Source organism: Mycolicibacterium pallens (genome assembly GCF_019456675.1).
GTDB classification, from domain to species: domain Bacteria; phylum Actinomycetota; class Actinomycetes; order Mycobacteriales; family Mycobacteriaceae; genus Mycobacterium; species Mycobacterium crocinum.
This window is the reverse complement of the sequence record NZ_CP080333.1, coordinates 4,046,420-4,062,355: the sequence shown is the minus strand read 5'-3', so window position 1 is coordinate 4,062,355 and position 15,936 is coordinate 4,046,420. Positions and strand designations below refer to the sequence as shown.

At 67.5% G+C, this 15,936-nt stretch carries 14 protein-coding genes; 10 read left to right on the top strand and 4 right to left on the bottom strand.

Translation table 11 applies throughout. From position 1 onward, the window contains the following. Window positions 1–12: 12 nt before the first annotated feature. Window positions 13–1,704 (top strand): cation:proton antiporter, encoded by a 1,692-nt coding sequence (locus K0O64_RS19880; RefSeq protein WP_220045696.1) that lies wholly within the window; start codon window positions 13–15, stop codon window positions 1,702–1,704. Here K0O64_RS19880 and K0O64_RS19875 read toward each other — a convergent pair. Together K0O64_RS19875 and K0O64_RS19870 are read right to left on the bottom strand one after the other, a co-directional pair. Continuing rightward, window positions 1,701–2,549: a DUF1542 domain-containing protein gene (locus K0O64_RS19875; RefSeq protein ID WP_220045695.1), complete on the bottom strand. Its 849-nt coding sequence runs from the start codon at window positions 2,547–2,549 to the stop codon at window positions 1,701–1,703. The two genes, K0O64_RS19880 and K0O64_RS19875, sit on opposite strands and share 4 nt — an antisense overlap. 54 nt (window positions 2,550–2,603) lie before the next feature. Further along, window positions 2,604–3,785, bottom strand: coding sequence for a serine hydrolase domain-containing protein (locus K0O64_RS19870; RefSeq protein ID WP_220045694.1), 1,182 nt, complete (start codon window positions 3,783–3,785; stop codon window positions 2,604–2,606). 266 nt (window positions 3,786–4,051) lie between these two features. On the opposite strand from K0O64_RS19870, the gene K0O64_RS19865 reads away from it, so the two are divergent. From K0O64_RS19865 to K0O64_RS19850, 4 genes are read left to right on the top strand one after another with little or no spacing between them, the layout of a single operon-like run. Next, window positions 4,052–5,680: a metallophosphoesterase gene (locus K0O64_RS19865; protein ID WP_220046516.1), complete on the top strand. Its 1,629-nt coding sequence runs from the start codon at window positions 4,052–4,054 to the stop codon at window positions 5,678–5,680. Window positions 5,681–5,737: 57 nt separating this feature from the next. Further along, complete coding sequence (locus K0O64_RS19860; RefSeq protein ID WP_220045693.1) at window positions 5,738–7,321, top strand: S53 family peptidase; 1,584 nt, start codon at window positions 5,738–5,740, stop codon at window positions 7,319–7,321. Further along, on the top strand, window positions 7,318–8,502 hold the full coding sequence (locus K0O64_RS19855; RefSeq protein ID WP_220045692.1) for a zinc ribbon domain-containing protein: 1,185 nt from the start codon (window positions 7,318–7,320) through the stop codon (window positions 8,500–8,502). The genes K0O64_RS19860 and K0O64_RS19855 overlap by 4 nt, the downstream gene beginning before the upstream one ends. After that, on the top strand, window positions 8,499–9,236 hold the full coding sequence (locus K0O64_RS19850) for a hypothetical protein (RefSeq protein ID WP_220045691.1): 738 nt from the start codon (window positions 8,499–8,501) through the stop codon (window positions 9,234–9,236). Before K0O64_RS19855 ends, K0O64_RS19850 begins: the two co-directional genes overlap by 4 nt. Window positions 9,237–9,243: 7 nt before the next feature. Here K0O64_RS19850 and K0O64_RS19845 read toward each other — a convergent pair whose 3' ends face one another. Beyond that, the gene (locus K0O64_RS19845) at window positions 9,244–10,614 is read right to left on the bottom strand and encodes a flavin monoamine oxidase family protein (protein WP_220045690.1); all 1,371 of its coding nucleotides are present in this window, start codon (window positions 10,612–10,614) and stop codon (window positions 9,244–9,246) included. Between the two features lie 85 nt (window positions 10,615–10,699). Here K0O64_RS19845 and K0O64_RS19840 point away from each other — a divergent pair, with 85 nt between their 5' ends. From K0O64_RS19840 to K0O64_RS19825, 4 genes are all read left to right on the top strand, one after another. Then, complete coding sequence (locus K0O64_RS19840) at window positions 10,700–12,061, top strand: hypothetical protein (RefSeq protein WP_220045689.1); 1,362 nt, start codon at window positions 10,700–10,702, stop codon at window positions 12,059–12,061. After that, window positions 12,061–12,414 carry a hypothetical protein gene (locus K0O64_RS19835; protein ID WP_071949699.1) on the top strand — a complete coding sequence of 118 codons (354 nt, stop codon included), beginning with the start codon at window positions 12,061–12,063 and terminating at the stop codon, window positions 12,412–12,414. Before K0O64_RS19840 ends, K0O64_RS19835 begins: the two co-directional genes overlap by 1 nt. A 144-nt stretch (window positions 12,415–12,558) precedes the next feature. Beyond that, window positions 12,559–13,833 (top strand): PGRS repeat-containing protein, encoded by a 1,275-nt coding sequence (locus K0O64_RS30185; RefSeq protein ID WP_220045688.1) that lies wholly within the window; start codon window positions 12,559–12,561, stop codon window positions 13,831–13,833. Window positions 13,834–13,899: 66 nt separating this feature from the next. Then, entirely contained in the window at window positions 13,900–14,427 is a 528-nt protein-coding gene (locus K0O64_RS19825) for an MBOE_33420 family protein (protein ID WP_096311844.1), read from the top strand. Window positions 14,428–14,433: 6 nt separating this feature from the next. On the opposite strand, the gene K0O64_RS19820 is transcribed toward K0O64_RS19825, so the two are convergent. After that, window positions 14,434–15,093 carry a hypothetical protein gene (locus tag K0O64_RS19820; protein ID WP_125477459.1) on the bottom strand — a complete coding sequence of 220 codons (660 nt, stop codon included), beginning with the start codon at window positions 15,091–15,093 and terminating at the stop codon, window positions 14,434–14,436. A gap of 73 nt (window positions 15,094–15,166) precedes the next feature. On the opposite strand from K0O64_RS19820, the gene K0O64_RS19815 reads away from it, so the two are divergent. Further along, window positions 15,167–15,874: a hypothetical protein gene (locus K0O64_RS19815; protein WP_096311842.1), complete on the top strand. Its 708-nt coding sequence runs from the start codon at window positions 15,167–15,169 to the stop codon at window positions 15,872–15,874. Window positions 15,875–15,936 lie beyond the last annotated feature (62 nt).

Genomic DNA, 15,936 nt, shown 5'->3' with positions numbered 1-15,936 from the left:
GAGAATGCTTGTATGGAACTGATTCTCGTCGTCGTCGGCGCCATCGTTGTCGCGGCGATCGCCAAGCAGCGAGGCGTGGAGCCCGCCCTGATGATCGTCGTCGTCGGCATCGTCGTGTCGTTCGTGCCGGGATTCGTCGCGCCTGAACTGGACTCGCACGTCCTGCTTTCCGTGGTGCTGCCACCGCTGCTCTACTCCGCGGCGCTGGACTTCTCGTTCCCCGCGTTCATGCGCAACATCAAGCCGATCCTCGGCCTCGGGGTGGGCCTGGTCGTGGTCACCGCCTTCACCGTCGCCGCGGTGTCGGCGTGGCTGGTGGTGGTGCCGCTGACGTTCGCGACCGCGCTGGTCCTCGGAGCGATCGTCGCGCCGCCCGATGCCGTCACCGCTGTCGCGGTGGGCCGCAAACTGGGACTGCCCAAGCGGGTGATGACGATCTTGACCGGCGAGAGCCTGATCAACGACGCCGCGGCGCTGGCATTGTTTTCGATCGCGGTCGCCCAGGTTGCCGGCACCCACGTCTTCATCAGCAACCCGCTGCTGCTGTTCGTATACAGCGCACTGCTCGGTCCGGCGGTGGGTGTCGCGCTCGGCTACGTAACGCTGTGGATCCGCGAGCGACTCAACAGCGCCAGCCTGGAAACCATCCAGGGCCTGGTGGTGCCGTTCGCCGCCTACATCACTGCCGAGCGTTTTCACGCGTCGGGAGTGCTGGCCGTGGTGGCCGCCGGATTCGTCGTCGGCAGCGGAACGCTGAGCGCCGGCTACCAAACCCGGCTGCAGGAGCGCTACGTCTGGAATTCCGTCGACGTGCTGCTGGAGGCGTTCGTCTTCGCCTACATCGGGCTTCATCTGCGTTTCGTACTGGAGGACCTGCGCGATGCGCACGAATCACTCATGGAGGTGGGCGTCGCCGCGGCGGTGGTGCTGGGGAGAGTCCTGGTGATCCGTCCGCTGTCGGTGTTCGTGATGTTCGGCCGTGGAGTCCTGTTCCGCCACGTCGACCGCAAACTGAGCGTGCCGATCCCCGAACGCGGCGGTCGGGGAGCGCTCGGTGTCCGGAAGCGGGACAAGCCAAAGGGCAAGTGGCGAGCGATGATTGACCACACAGCGCTGACCTGGCAGGAAAATGTGGTGGTCTCCTGGACGGGAATGCGCGGGGTGGTGACGCTGGCCGCCGCGGCCGGTATCCCGCCGACCATCGCCGGCGGCGAGCCGTTCCCCGAGCGGGCCACCATTCAGGCGATCGCGTTTGTGGTCGCCGTCGGCACGCTGCTGCTGCAAGGCTGGACGCTACCGCCGTTGATTCGCCGGCTGAAAGTGTCCTCGCCGGACGGCGACCGAGCCTACGACCGAGAGGAGACCGCGAAAGCCGAGAGCACCGTCCACGCGGCGGCCGACGAGGTGCTCGCCTATTTCGAGGCCAACCCGCCGAACGGCCTCGACCCCCACGTGCTGACCGACATCCGCACCTGGATCGCGCGGCACTCCAAGGACGCCGACGAAATGCCCGATCCCGAGGAACACGACCTGCGGGCCGAAGTGTTCGCGACGCTGTACCGCAATGTGCTGGCCGCTCAGCGTGCGGCGCTGATCAAAGAGCGTGATGAGGGACGCATCGACGACGAGGCCGTGCGGGCCATGCTGGGCCGGTTGGACCTGCAGGAGGCCAGCGTGACCGCCCGGATGGAGAGCCGGATCTAGAAGTCGCCGAACCCGCCGAAGTCTCCGCCGCCGAAGTCGCCGCCACCCCAGCCGCCGCTGTCGCCCAGGCCGCCGCCATCCCAGCCGCCGCCATCGCCGCCCCAACCGCCGCCGTCGCCGCCCCAGCCGCCATCCTGACCAGCCGCGTCCAGGCCTTGGTCATACCCCTGGTCGTAGCCCTGGTCGAAGCCCGAGCCGAAGCCGTTCTCGAATCCCGAAGCGCCGTAATCGACTCCGTGCATACCGGAGAACAGCGCGTCGAACAGCAACACCGACCCCACGCCCCAGGCGCCGGCCACCAGTGCCGTCTTCCACCACGGCTCGGAGTACCAGCCGGCGGGGACCGGACGGCCCGCGACCCGGCCGCCGGGGTAGTAGTTCGGCGTCCGCGGGCTCGGGGTTGGGGAGGCTTCGATCTCGCGACCCTCGAACTGGACCTTGCGGTCCTCGGTCACCGCACCGGCCGCCTTCTGGCCGGTCATCGATTCCAATTCCGGGCCGGGGTCCATGCCCATCGCGGTGCGCGCGGCGCGCACGTAGTACAGCCCTTCGATCGCGCTTTCCTTGGCCAGCATCGCCTGCTTGGCGGTAGTGGCCTGCTCGATCTGCGAGGAGGCGGCGGTAAACCGTTCGGAGGCGTCAGCCAACGCCTGGGTGGCGGCGTCGTTGTTGCCGGACAGGTTGAGCACCTGCCCACCGAGCCGCTCGATCACCCGCCGCGCATCCGCCTTGGCGTCGGCAAGCGAGGCGGCATTGCGATTGCCCGAGGCCCGCGACGAACTCACCACCGCCAGCACGATCACGGCGACGACAACCAGGATGAGCACGACCAGCACACCGTTCATGGCGTCCACAGTACCGATCCTGTGAAAGTGCTCCGGAGAACGGAAGTTTGCCTGTCAGAGCACGCCGAGAGCGCGGTAGACCTCGTCGCTGAGCGCGGTGCTGCGCGGGTCGGCGTTGCATTTGGTGGCGTCGAAGTAGTTCATCACGTAGGCGTAGCCGATGCGGTGTTCGAGGTCGACGAACCCGTACGAGCCGCCCGATCCGCCATGTCCGAAGCTGCGCAGGTTCGGCCCGGCCACCCCACGCTGGTTGAGCATGTAGCCCAACCCCCAGCCGTGATCGGCGACCCGCGGCCCGAGGACGACGTCGGTGTCGAAGCCGCCCTGCGACACCCGCGCCGCCTCCAGCTGTTCGCGGCTGAGCAGCTTCTCCTGCGCCAGACCGTTGTAGAAGGTGGCCAGCCCGAGTGCCGACACGTGGCCGTTGGTGCTCGGGAACTCGCTGGACCGCCACCGCTCGAGTTCGTTGGAGCCCAGTTCGTCATCGGGAACGAAGCCCATGGCCACCGCCATGCCTGCCATCGGATGCTCGGCAAGTGACGTCGGGTAGCCCGGCGCCTGGCCGTTGGCCAGCACATCGCGGATGTGCGGCTTGTTGATCATGTCCGCGCACCGCTGATGGTCGGCGGCCGACAGACCGATGTGCACGTCGATGCCCATCGGCTCCGCGATCTCGGTCCGCAGGTAGTGACCGATCGTCCGGCCGGTGACCCGGCGGACCACCTCGCCGAGAATGAAGCCGAAGCTGACCATGTGATAGCCCTGCGCCGTCCCCGGTGGCCACCACGGCTCGGCGGCGGCGAGATCGGCGCAGACCCGGTCCCAGTCGGTGGTGTCGCCCCAGTGCATCCGGGTGCGAGGTCCGATCACCCCCGATCGGTGCCCGAGCACCGAGGCGATCGTGATGTTCTGCTTGCCGTTCTGCGCGAACTCAGGCCAGTACTGGGCGACCGGCGCATACAGGTCGAGCTCGCCGCGATCGGCGAGCAGATGCACACACGTGCTCGTCAAGCCCTTGGTGCCGGAGAACACGCTGGCCAGGGTGTCCTGCCGCCACCGGCGGCGACGGCGGGCGTCGGCGTAACCGCCCCAGAGATTGACCACGAGGTCGCCGTCGACCCACACGGCGACGGCCGCGCCGACCTCATCGCGAGCGGCGAAGTTCTTTTCGAAGGCGTCGCGCACGGCGTCGAAACCCGCGGCGCACGCACCGCTGATGGGAATCTGGTCGCTCAACGCGCCTCCTGGCCGCCCGCTTCGTCCCCGGGTCGCTTCGCTCCTGCCCGCCGGGTTATCCGCATGAATCTACGGAGGTCACGGTAGCCAGCAAAGTTGTGAGGACGATTGGAGCGGAATCGCAACCGGCTCGTAATTAGCGCCGCCGCCCATAGCGACTGTTCACCTGCAGTTTGCGGCCGATTCCGCGTTCTCGCAGGTGCGTGCGTCACCATCGGTGAGTGGAGATCCCCGATACCGGCATCCCGCCGGCTCTGGCCGGCCGGATGACGATGGCTGAGCAGTACGAATGGCACCGGACGTACCTGCGCGCCCGCCCGGTCTCGCGGCGCAACTTCTTGCGGGGGTCGGCCGCCGCGGCAGCCGTCGCGGCGCTGGGCACCGCCCCCTTCGGGCACCGGGCCTACGCCGCGGACGCACCCCTGGCGGTGGCCGGCCGGCGAGTCGGATACGGCCCGGACGCCTCGAGCCAGCTACGGCTGGCCGCTCAGCTTTCGCGCAATCCCGGTGCCGCCAAGGTCTTCGTCGACCATGGCCCGACACCGGGGCTCGGGGCGACGCTCGAGGCGGAGGTCCGCAATCTGGTGACGCAGATCCCGGACAGCAGCGGCGGCGTCCTGTCGGCGGAGCAGTTCTATGTCCACGTACCCGTGGATGGACTGCCCGGGCGCACACCGCACTTCTACCGTTGGCGCACCGACGACGGTTTCGTCGGCGACGTGCTCTCCGCGACCACCGCCATGCCCAGCGCGCGAGATGCGGTGGGCTGGTTCCGGTTCACGATGATGGGGGATCAGGGCACCGACGAAACTCCGCTGGCTCCGCCGGGTCTCACCCGCGGTGACTACGACGACAGCTACTACAAGCCCGACAACGACCCGGCGGTGTCGCACACCGCCAATGTGCTGAATCAGATCGTCGCCTCGCGACCCGACTTCCACATCCTCGCCGGTGACATCGCCTACGCCGATCCGTCCGGAGCGGGCAAACCTGCGCAGTTCGTCCGAAAAGGTGACCCGCCCAAGGGATTCGACAAGTTCAACCCCTACGTATGGGATGTGTACCTGAACTCCATCGAGGCCAGCGCCTCGACGACACCATGGATGTTCGCCACCGGCAACCACGACATGGAAGCCGCCTATCCCGTGCACGGCTATGGAGGTCACCTCGCGCGCCTTGACCTTCCGGGCAACGGCCCCAAAGGTTGTCCGTCGGTGTACTCGTTCACCTATGGCAACGTCGCGGTGCTCTCCCTGGACGCCAACGACGTCAGCTATGAGATCACCGCGAACACGGGGTACTCCGGGGGCACCCAAAATGGTTGGGTAGACAAGACATTGGCGGCACATCGCGCCAACCCCGACATCGACTTCATCGTCTGCTTCTTTCACCACTGCGCCTACTCCACCACCGAGGCCCATGCCAGCGACGGGGGTGTGCGGGCGGCGTGGGTGCCGTTGTTCGACCGCTACCAGGTCGATCTGGTGCTGCAGGGTCACAACCATGTGTTCGAACGGTCCGACCCGATCCGTGGCGGCTCGCCCACGAGGGTGGCCGGGGACAATGCGGTCGTCTACCCGGAAACCGATGGCACCGTCTACTACACGGTGGGTTCAGCGGGCCGGCCACGCTATGCGTTCCAGCCCGGGGAGCCGGAAAGCTACCGGGGCAACGAGGCGCCCGACACGTTCGTGCCGAACAGCTACGTGTGGACCGCGGACGGCCACAAGCAGACCGAGGCGGTGGGCTGGTCGCGGGTGCGATTCCGCAACTACGCGTTCATCCGGGTCGATGTACGGCCGGGCAACCTCATGAGCGAGATGGACGTGACCGCGGTCGACGAATACGGCCGGGAGTTCGACAAGCTGACCTACCGCCGTCAGGTTCGCGGCTGACCTCTTCGGTCAGGCCCCAGCGCACCGCACATCGGTGCACTATGGTTCGGTTCAGCCATGACTCGTACGGTGTTCGCGCTGCTGACGGTGAGCGTGCTCACGCTTGCCGGATGCGCGATGCGGTCACATACCGATCTACCGTCGGCGCAACCTATTTCAGGGCCCTACGCGGTGCTGCTCCAGTCGTCGGCCGACCTCGGTGATTCCCGGGCGCACGCGGTGCAGCTGACGGCCGAGCTTCGAGGTAGGCAAGCCCCGGATCGCTTGCAGCGCTGGGCAACCGCCAACGGATTGTCGGTGCGCTGGGAACCGGGTGCCGGGTGGGCGGTGCTGCAGGGCTCACCGGTCAGCGTCTCCACGGCCTTCGGCGTGCCGGTGCGCGACTACCGCAAACCGTCCGGTGAGCAGTTCTACGCTTCGCCCGAGCAGCCGACGGTCCCTGCGGCGCTGCGTGATTCGGTGTCGGGACTGGGTCGCATCCTGAGTTACACGCCCTACCACTCCAGTAGCCCTTCGATCCCGCCGCTACCGATCGACGTTCCCGACCACGGCCTACCGCCGGACGCGCTCCGCACGATCTACAACGTCCGCCCGCTGGCCGACGCGGGCTACACCGGCAAGGGCACCACGATCGTGGTCTTCGCCTTCGACGGCTTCGACCAGGCCGACCTCGACATGTTCGCCGCGACATACCGACTGCCGAGATTCACCCCCGAAGTCGTCGGCGGGATGCCCGAGCAGCGCAACAACGAGGCGTCGATGGATCTGCAAGTCGCCCACGCGCTGGCGCCCGATGCGCGCACGGTACTGGTCAACGCCCGTCCGACCGTCGGCGGTGGCGGCACCTACGTCAAGATCGCCGACATGATGCGCGACGTCGATCGGCGATTCCCCGGCGCAGTGTGGAGTTTGTCGATCGGGTGGGGCTGCGACCGGATGATCACCGCCGCCGACTTGGCACCCGTGCGGGAAGCGGTGGCGGATGCGGTGTCGAGAGGCACCACGGTGTTCAACGCCAGCGGCGATCTCGCCGGCCTGGAATGTAAACGCGGCCATGACTGGTCGGCCCCGCCCGGTCCGTCGGACGTCGGACTGGACGCCGTCGCCTCGCTTCCGGAGGTGACCACGGTCGGAGGAACGACACTGTCGACCGACCAGAACTACCGATGGCTTGCCGAGCTTGGCTGGATGGACGGGCCGTTGACCCACGGCAGCGGTGGGGGAATCTCAGCGTTGTTCGAACGGCCGCCGTGGCAGAGCGCGGCGCCCGACACCGCATTGCGCCGCCTGACTCCGGACATCTCGGCGGTCGCCGACACCAACACCGGCGCCGTGATCGTGCTGAACCAGCAGTTGGTGGTCGGCGGCGGCACCTCGCAGGCGGCGCCGCTGTGGGCCGGTATCGCGGCGGTGATCAACGAGTTCTTGATCGACAACGGGGGACGTGCGCTGGGCGAGTTCAACCCGACCCTGTACCGGATCGCCGCCGGGGCGACGCGCCCCGCCTTCCATGACATCGTTCTCGGTACCAATGCCGTCGCGGTCGCGGGTCCCGGCTACGACATGGTCACCGGCCTGGGCACCCCCAACGCCGACAACCTGGCCCGTGACATCCTCGACGTGCAGCGGGGCATGGCATGACCGAGCCGCTCGAAACGATGCCGTGCCGGTTGTGCGGACACGACGTACCGGCCGGCCGATTCTGTGGGCGGTGCGGTGCACGCCTGGTGCGTGAACAAGGTGCTGGCCCGGACTGGCTGCGGGGCAACGCCTTTGTCGCCGCGCCCGGTGAGAACGTTCTGCAGCCTTCGCTGGTCAGCTCGCTGTTCCCGCACCTGCCCCGGCGCTCACTAAGCACATTCCGGGTTGGGCTTGGGCTGGTGTTCGTCCTGCTCGTCATCTCGTGCGTATTCCATTGGTACATACCGATGGTGGCGATCGCCACCTTTGCCCCACTGCTGCTCTTCGTGATCTATCTGACCGAAACCGGCGTCCTCTTCGACCTGCCGCGGCGGGTGTGGGGTGTGACCGTGGTGCTCGGTGTCGCGGTCGGATTGGCCTGGGCGCTGCTCACCGCGGCGATCGTCAAAGAGTCCTACAGCCTGGGCCTCGGCACGGCAGTGCCCACTGCGGTACTGGTGCGCGACGCCCTGGTGATCCCGTTCGGCGGACTGCTGGTGATGCAACTGCCCACTGTGCTGGTTCGGCTGAGCCGACCGCCGATCCGAGAGTCGCTGTACGGCTACGCGATCGGAGTGCTCGGAGCGACGGTGTTCGCGGTGACGGTGACGATGGTCCGGCTGGTGCAGGAGATCGACGCAGGAATCACGATCAGCGATCAGTCGGTCACCGATCTGTTGATCGAGGCCGGCGTCCGAGGGTTGACGATGCCGCTGACCGCGGCGTCGGTGAGCGGGCTGGTCGGGATCGGGCTGTGGTACTCGCGGCGACCCGGGGTCTCGCGCCTCCGTCATCTCGCCGCCGGCGGACTGGTGTTGGTGGTGGTCGCCGCGGCCTATGCCAACGTCGGACTGGTGGAGGTCCTGGCGATCGCCTCGGAATTGCAGCTGCTGGTGCATATTGCGTTGGCGCTCGCGGCGGTGGTCGCATTGCGGGTGGGCATTCAGGTCGCGGTGCTGCATGAGCCGCAGGATCCGCTGCATCCGGAATTGCCGATCCTGTGTCCGGGGTGCGGGCATGTGGTGCCCGACGTCGCGTTCTGCCCCGCCTGCGGTGTCGCGGAGCACACGGCATCGCGTACGTCGCGAGAGGCGCGCCGCCGGGACCGTCCGCACCCGAGCGTCGAGTTGGTGGAGCAATGAGCGCCCCGACGGTAGCGCGCGAACTCGCACCCGGCTATTCGGTTTTGTCCGGGTCGTATTCGGCTGTGCCACTGCGCTATACGCCGCTGCGCCGGTTGCTATTGCTCTTGAGCGCCGGGCTGGCCGTCGTGGTCGGCGCGATGACTGCGGCCTCGCTGCTGACCGCCGCTCCGGCGGTGCGGTACACCTGCCCGCCGGAATGCGGCCGACCGCCCACCGGCATCCCGGTGCAAGCGAACCCGCGCTTCACGGCGGCCGACGGCTCGTTCTCGGTGGCCTACCCCGGACCCGGGTCGGCGTATGAGATCACCAAAGAGGCTGACGGCGTCTCGGCCAAGTTCACCGCCGGGGACGGCGGCGAGATGGACCTCTTCTCTGTTCCGGCCAAGGGCCGCTCTGCCGAGCAGGTTGTCGACGACCTGCTTCGTGAGAAGCAACCCGATGCCACCGTGGCGTACGTCCTGCCGAACGCGACGGTGGGCTATCAGCTCGGCTACGGGGCGGTTCTCGACGTGTACCCGCAAGGGACCAGCGGCACCGTCCGGCGCAACCGCATCGTGGTGATGGCCGCGGTCAAGAATGATCTGGCGCTCATCGGTGGTGCGATCGGCCCGTATCGACCCTTCCGTCCCGGCGACGGCCCGAGCCTGCCGTCCGGTGCCAATCTGCAACTCGCTCAGGATTTGGGCAAGTACATCAACAGCTTTCAGTGGCGGGGCGATCCGCCGCGGTAGTGATCAGTCAGGTCTGCCCGGCCACCGCCGGCTCCCTCGCCATCACTTCCTTGGCCGCGCGCTCACCCGAGCGCACCGCACCGTCGACCCAGCCGTGCATGACGCCGGACGTTTCCGTTCCGGCCCAATGGATTCGGCCGCACGGTTCGGTGATGGCGGGTCCGAATTCGGTGAGCACACCGGGCGGGCAGTGGCTCAACATGCCGCCGCCGGAATACCTTTCGACGCTCCAGTCCTGATCGAGGTAGGCCACCGGGGTCGCGGCCTTCTCGCCGAAGCGCTCCACCAACTGCGCCAATACCTCTTTCTTACGCGCGTCGGGATCCATTTTGGTGTACGTGCGCGCTTCGGGGCCTTCGGTGATCACGCACATCACCCCGGGCCGCGGTGCGTCGGTGGATGCGTCGATGGTGAGGTTGGCCAGCGAGCCGGGTGCGAAGGTCTGGCCGGTCAGTCCGTCCTTTCGCCAGAACGGTTCGTCGTAGACGATGTTGATCTTGACGACGGCGCCGCTCGGCATGCGCTGATGCAGGAAGGACCGGTCCACCGGCAGCATCGGTTCGTACAGGATGTGACTGGCGATCGCGATCGGCACGGCGACGATCACGCGCTGCGCCCGAACCGTCATGCCGTCCGCCTGGACAGTGACCCCGTCGTCGTCCTGAATGATCCGCCGCACGGGCTGATTCAGGTGTAGCGAGTCCTCGATCTCGGTGGCCATCTTGCCCGAAACCGCACCCATCCCGCCGACGATGCGGGAGTCCTGCGACGAATCCTTGACGCCGAGTACGAACGACGGGCCACCACCGGAAGCCAGCTGACGCAAGACGAACAGCATCGAGGTCTCCGACGCCGCCGACGTGTAAAGGCCAGCGATCGCCGCTTCCAGCAACGTGTGTGCGGGTTTGGACAGCGTGCGGTCGTTGAGCCAGGAGGCGTAGGTGATGCGGTCCAGCTTGTCGGCGTTCTTGGCTTCCCACGGCGCCTCGAGCGGGATCGTCTTGCACAGCCGGGTGAGGTCGAGGAAGACCGCGCCCATGTTGAGCGCCGCCCACGGACTCATCGTCAGCGGGATCGTGCCCTCGTAGCGGTAGTGCTTGCCCTCGACGACCATCATGGCTTCACCGTCGACGTACTGCTTGTAGCTGCCGACGCCGAATTCCTTCATCAACCCGTAGATCGCGTCCTGACCTGGCCCGATCCAGGCGCCACCCCGGTCGATCCAGATGCCTTCGGGGCCTTCGACAGTGAATGTGCGCCCGCCGACACGGTCCCGGGCTTCGAGAAGGGCCACCGATCGGCCCGCTTGCTTGAGTCTCAGGGCGGCAGTCAGTCCAGCGAAACCCGCGCCGACCACGCAGAAATCCACATCAGCCATGGCTTATGGTGCGCCTGCTTGTGTTCATCCTGTGGGTGATTTGGCAAAGTATTAGCCTGCCCGCCACTTGGTTTCCGGGAGGACAATGAGCACCGACAGCGCCGTACGCACCGCCGTGGTCTTCGTGCACGGTTTGCTCGAACGCCGGCCGATGGATGTCCTGGACGATTTCGCCAAGACGGCGTTGACGCCCGAGGGTGGCCGCTGGGAGTACGACCCGCAGCCCGTCGAGATCACCGATTTGTATGAGGCGCGGCGCTGTAGCGCACCGTCGGGTGTCGATCTGTACGAGTACGACTGGTCGTTCCTGATGACGAGCGCCCGGTACGCGGGATTCGTCGCCGCTGTGGCGCGGACGTTCCTTCGCCGTCCGCATCACGTGCCGGACCAACTGTTCGGCATCTGGCGCGCGGTCTTGCTGACCGTGCTGATTCCGGTCGCCGTACTCGTGGGCTTGTTCGTTGTGGGCGGTTACTTCCTGCACACCGGGGTGGCCGGCTGGATCATCGGGGTCGCCACCAGCGTGGTGGTGCTGACCGTTGCGTTGGCGGTGTTTCGTCTACTGCCGCGAGCGCTGACCCGTAGCTTTCTGACCACCGGCTTCGTCAACGTCGCCCGCTACTTCGACCTGACGGCGCCGGAATCCCAAGCGGCGCGGCGCGCTATCCGTGGCGGCCTGGTCGACCTGCTGTACACGCTGCAGCAGGGGCGTTACGCGCGCGTCGTCGTGGTGGGTCACGGTATCGGTGGTTATATCGCCTATGACGCGCTGACGGCGCTGTGGGCCGAGACGCACGAACTCCGGGCAGCGCCCGGGGCCGGCCTGCCGTCGCCGACCGAGTCCGACATGCACGGCTCGGTCGCGGACTTCCAAGAACGGCAGTTCGCGTTGTGGCAGGACTTGCGTCGTCAGGGAAATCCTTGGCGGATAACGGATTTCCTCACGGTCGGAACCCCGATGGCGTTGGCCGATCTGTTCGTGGCCCGGCCGCCGATCCTCGGTGGTTGCGGACGGGTCGACCGACGACATGTGTTGTTCGACTCGCTGATCCGTCGCGGTGTGGTGTCATGTTGCCCGCCCCGGTCCGGTGAGTTGGACGGTCTGTCGGCGTTCGCGGTGACCCGGTGGACCAACATCTGCTTTCCGGTGCGGCGGGGCGGTATTCGCGGCGACTGGTTCGGCGGGTCGCTGACACCGTTGTTCGGCCCGGGCATCCGTGAGATCGCGGTGAGCGGAAACCAGCCCGAGCGGCTGGCCCCGGGGCTCGCGCACACCCGATACTTCAAGTATCCGGAGCGTGACGACGATGGTGACCTGGCGTATCACCTCCGGAAAGTACTTGCTGTGGAGGATCATTCGGGTCTCGACGTGTCGGTGAACGCACCTGAGCCCGACCCCGCGACCGTCGGCCGGGTGGTGTACCGGTCCTGGCAGCGAAGTATGTGATGACGGCTCGACGGGTCGGTGTCGTGCGCGTGGGGTGCGTGCTCTGCGCTGTTGCCGCGCTCCTGCTGGCCATCGTCGCGGGAAATGATCTGTACTTCACCGGCTTCCCGGACTCGCATCTCACCGACTACGACATCGCGGCCGAAACGCCCAAGCGGGTACTGATGTGGGTGGAGTGGGCATTCGTAGCGGTCTTCCTACTTCTGGCGTTCGCTCCGGTGAGCGCAGGGGTGCGCACGGTCGGGTTGTTCGCAGGCATCGTCGCCGTGATAGCCGTCGCCGCCGTTCAATGGGTCGGCATCCCTTGGTATTTCATCACCCACCTCGGTCTGGACAACGGAATCGGCGGCTGACGTCATATGTGATGTAGATCACTAAAATGCTGTGAACCATAGCGGCCGTCCCGCTCGTGAACCGAGGGAGTCGACGAAGACGAATCCCACGGAAGGGTCGGGGCGATGACGCATGCCGCAACGAGGGTGATCACGGTTACCGCGATGAATGTACTTGCCACGGCCGCAATGCATTTGCCGAGCGATCCACCGTCGGCACCGCCCCCGATCCACACCCGGCCGTTCGTGCTGGCGGCGTCGCCGGTTCTCGAACCTGTTCCGGCCGCGCCGAACAGGCTCATCGCCGCACGCAGCGAAGCGGCCCACGCCACTGACCTCTCGGTGGGCGCAGTATTCGCTTCGCGCATCATCTCAACGCCAACTGGCACGACACGAACCACCCGCGACGTCAATGCGTCGCCGAATCCGCTTGTCGCCGTGCACCCACATGCGAGCGCGGTGCATATCGGCAGCGATCGACAGGCCGCCGCGGTCACGGCCCTACCAACGCCGCAGGATGTGGGCGACCAACTCCGCGCGTTCGTCGCCGTCTACATCAGCAATGGCACGGCGGCCCATCCGGATGCAGGGTTTTTGATAGGCAACGGTTTTGACGGCGGACCCGGCCAGGATGGTGGCCGTGGCGGCATGTTGTTCGGCAACGGTGGCCGCGGCGGTGACGGGGTGATCACGGTCAACAATGGCAGGGCCGGCAACGGTGGTGATGCCGGGCTGATCGGTAACGGCGGTGCCGGCGGCCGGGGTGGGGATGTGGTTGCCTCGACGGGCGTCGCCGCCTTCGGTCGTGACGGAGGCGACGGCGGGCGCGGCGGCTTGCTCATCGGTAACGGCGGTAAGGGCGGCATCGGAGGTACCGGCCAAAACCCCGACACCGGTGGCACTGTCGGGGGTCGCGGCGGGAGCGGCGGCGATGCCGGTGTGTTCGGCCGCGGCGGCGATGGTGACCAGGGAGGGGCCGCTAACGCCGGAACCGGTACCGCGCGGGCGGGTAAGGGTGGTGACGGCGGTCGCGGCGGCCTGGTGGGCAATGGGGGCGCCGGTGGCGAAGGCGGAGCCGGCTCCAGCAACGGCAATGCGTTCGGCGGGGACGGCGGCACCGGCGCAGAAGGCGGACGGGTCGTCGGCACTGGCGGCGCGGGCGGCGCGGGCGGTTCGGCGGCGACCCACACTCAAGCGAGTACGGCGACCGGCGGTCATGGTGGAAACGGCGGCAATAGCCACGGTATTCGCCAGACCGGTGGTGCCGGTGGTGGCGGCGGCAACGGTGTGGCCGCACCGGGCACCGGCATCGGCGGCGATGGTGGCGATGCCGGCCGCAGCGGCCCCGGTGGCGGCCGAGGCCCTGCCGGTATCGGCGGCGTAGGGGTTGGAAACACTCCCGGCACGCACAACGGCACCGCGGGTAGCGGCGCTCCGTAGGCGCGATATGGGCTCCGTCGCGGAGAACCATGTTTGCGACCGCTCAGCCGGTTCTACTATCGGCGAATGGCCGATCTGTCGACGATCAAACTGGGTCTGGTCGGTCTCGCAGCGAGTGCCCTGTCGCTCCCGCCGTTCGCCCACGCGGATCGCGTTGAGCCACCGCCGATTTACGGCTACTACAACCTGCTCATCGACTTTTCGAAGCAGACGTTCAACGGCGCGCCCACGCCGATGAATCCGATCACCGTGCCGGTCCCGTTCACCACGCACTGCGACGCCGGCGGCTGCGTCGCCACCCTCGACAACGCGGACGACTACGCCCGCAACCCGGGCGCTCCGATGGCCTATGACTACCGGTGGACTGGCGATCGCTGGCAGACCAGCGGTGAGTATCCGTACTTCTGCGACCGCAACGACCCCAACAGCGTCGTGACGGCGCAACGTTCGGACTACTGGATTCCCCAACGAGACGGCGGCTTCGCCGGCGAGCGCACCCTCGTCATCGGGGGAGCAGGCTGCCCGGGTGAGGGTCCCGGCACCCACCGGGTGCCGATCTCGCTGACACCGATCGACCCGCCACCGGCGGGCTGAGCCGACTCAGCGGGCGGCTGCGCTCCGCACCCGCTTGCTGCTGCCCTTACCCGCCGCGGTCGGCGCCGATTTCTTCGGGCCACTGAGCTTCGCCGCCGTGCGGGTGGCGGCCGAGCGGCCGCTCGATGCGGTCGAACGCCCGGTGCCGCCCGTGGCGCGGTTGGTTGTCGCCACACCGCGGCCGGCCGGCTTCATCCGCGCCTGCGCCGTACTCGAACTGCCGCAGATCTGGCCGGCGAAGCAGACCGGGAATTTCGGCACCCGCGGAATGTGCAGGAATCGCAACCCCGGGTTCACCGTGTCCGCGAAGGCGTTCCAGGCGTATGCCGTCGCGGCGAATGCCACAACGAGTCCGGTGAGCCCGATGGCCGCAAGACCGGGGCCGGCGCCGAGACCGAGGCTGTTCAGGTACTCCAGGATCGAGGCGGCGAACGCGAGGAAGTCCGGGGGTGCGGAGGTGGCGTTGGCGGTCTGGCTTCCCGCCGCCGGCCGCTGCGCAGCCGTTGGGGCCGGGGCGATCGTGCTGGCAGACGCGAGTTGCACGGCATGAACTTCGGTGCGGGGGACCGCGACGTCCGGAGGCGCCGCGACCAACCCAACCGTGAGCATGCCTGCGGCTACCGCGGCGGTGAAACGAAGAATGGTGCTTCGGAGAGCTGGGCGCATCGAAGCGATCATTACATTCGCGTCCGTAAATTTCGGCGGTTTCAGTGCGCGCCGATTTGGTCATGATGTCACCGTGAAACTGCTTCCGGCGACCGAGCTCGCCGACTCCGACGTCGAAGACGCTCTGGGCCGAGCCGTCGCGGTCATCAACCCGCTGCTCGACGTGTTGTGGGGGACCGACCCGCTCGGTCTCAAGCGGCAGACCCCGCCCACCGCCGTCTCCCGGGTCCTCAACGCCGCCGACATCCCGGGCACGCTCGCGTGGGACGACATGAGCACCGACGACCGGATCAACTGGTGGGTGTGGCGGGTCGGGGCGCTGAACACTGTGGTCGTCGCGGTGCCTGGTGTGCTGGGTGTCATCGGACGACGACTGCCGATCCAGGATCTGCTCGGCTTCGCCAATCAGGCCATCGTGCTGTGCGCCGTGGCCCGCGAGCTCGGCGTCACCGACCATCGGCGCCAGGCCCGGATGCTCGCCTCGGTGTTGTGCGGGCGCGATCTGTCGGTGGTCGTCCACGATCCCGGTGACTCGCCGATGCACATTCCGTTCACCCCGAAGGGCATTGCCTCGGCCGTGTGGAAGCTCGTCGGGGTCCTCGACGCCGTCGGCGACGAACTCGAAAAACGCCCGCACCCACGCGCCCCATTCCGGTACATCGCAATGCTGCCCGCTGTCGGCGTCGTGGCCTCCTACCTCGGTGAGATCGGAGCGCTGTCCCGCGCTGCGAAGCGGGGCCGGAAGTGGGTCGAGCAGCAACAGGCGCCTGCTCGACGCTGATGAACGGCAGTCCGGGTCAGTCCGAGGCCGCAATACCGCTGGGAGTTTCCTGCGAGCGATTC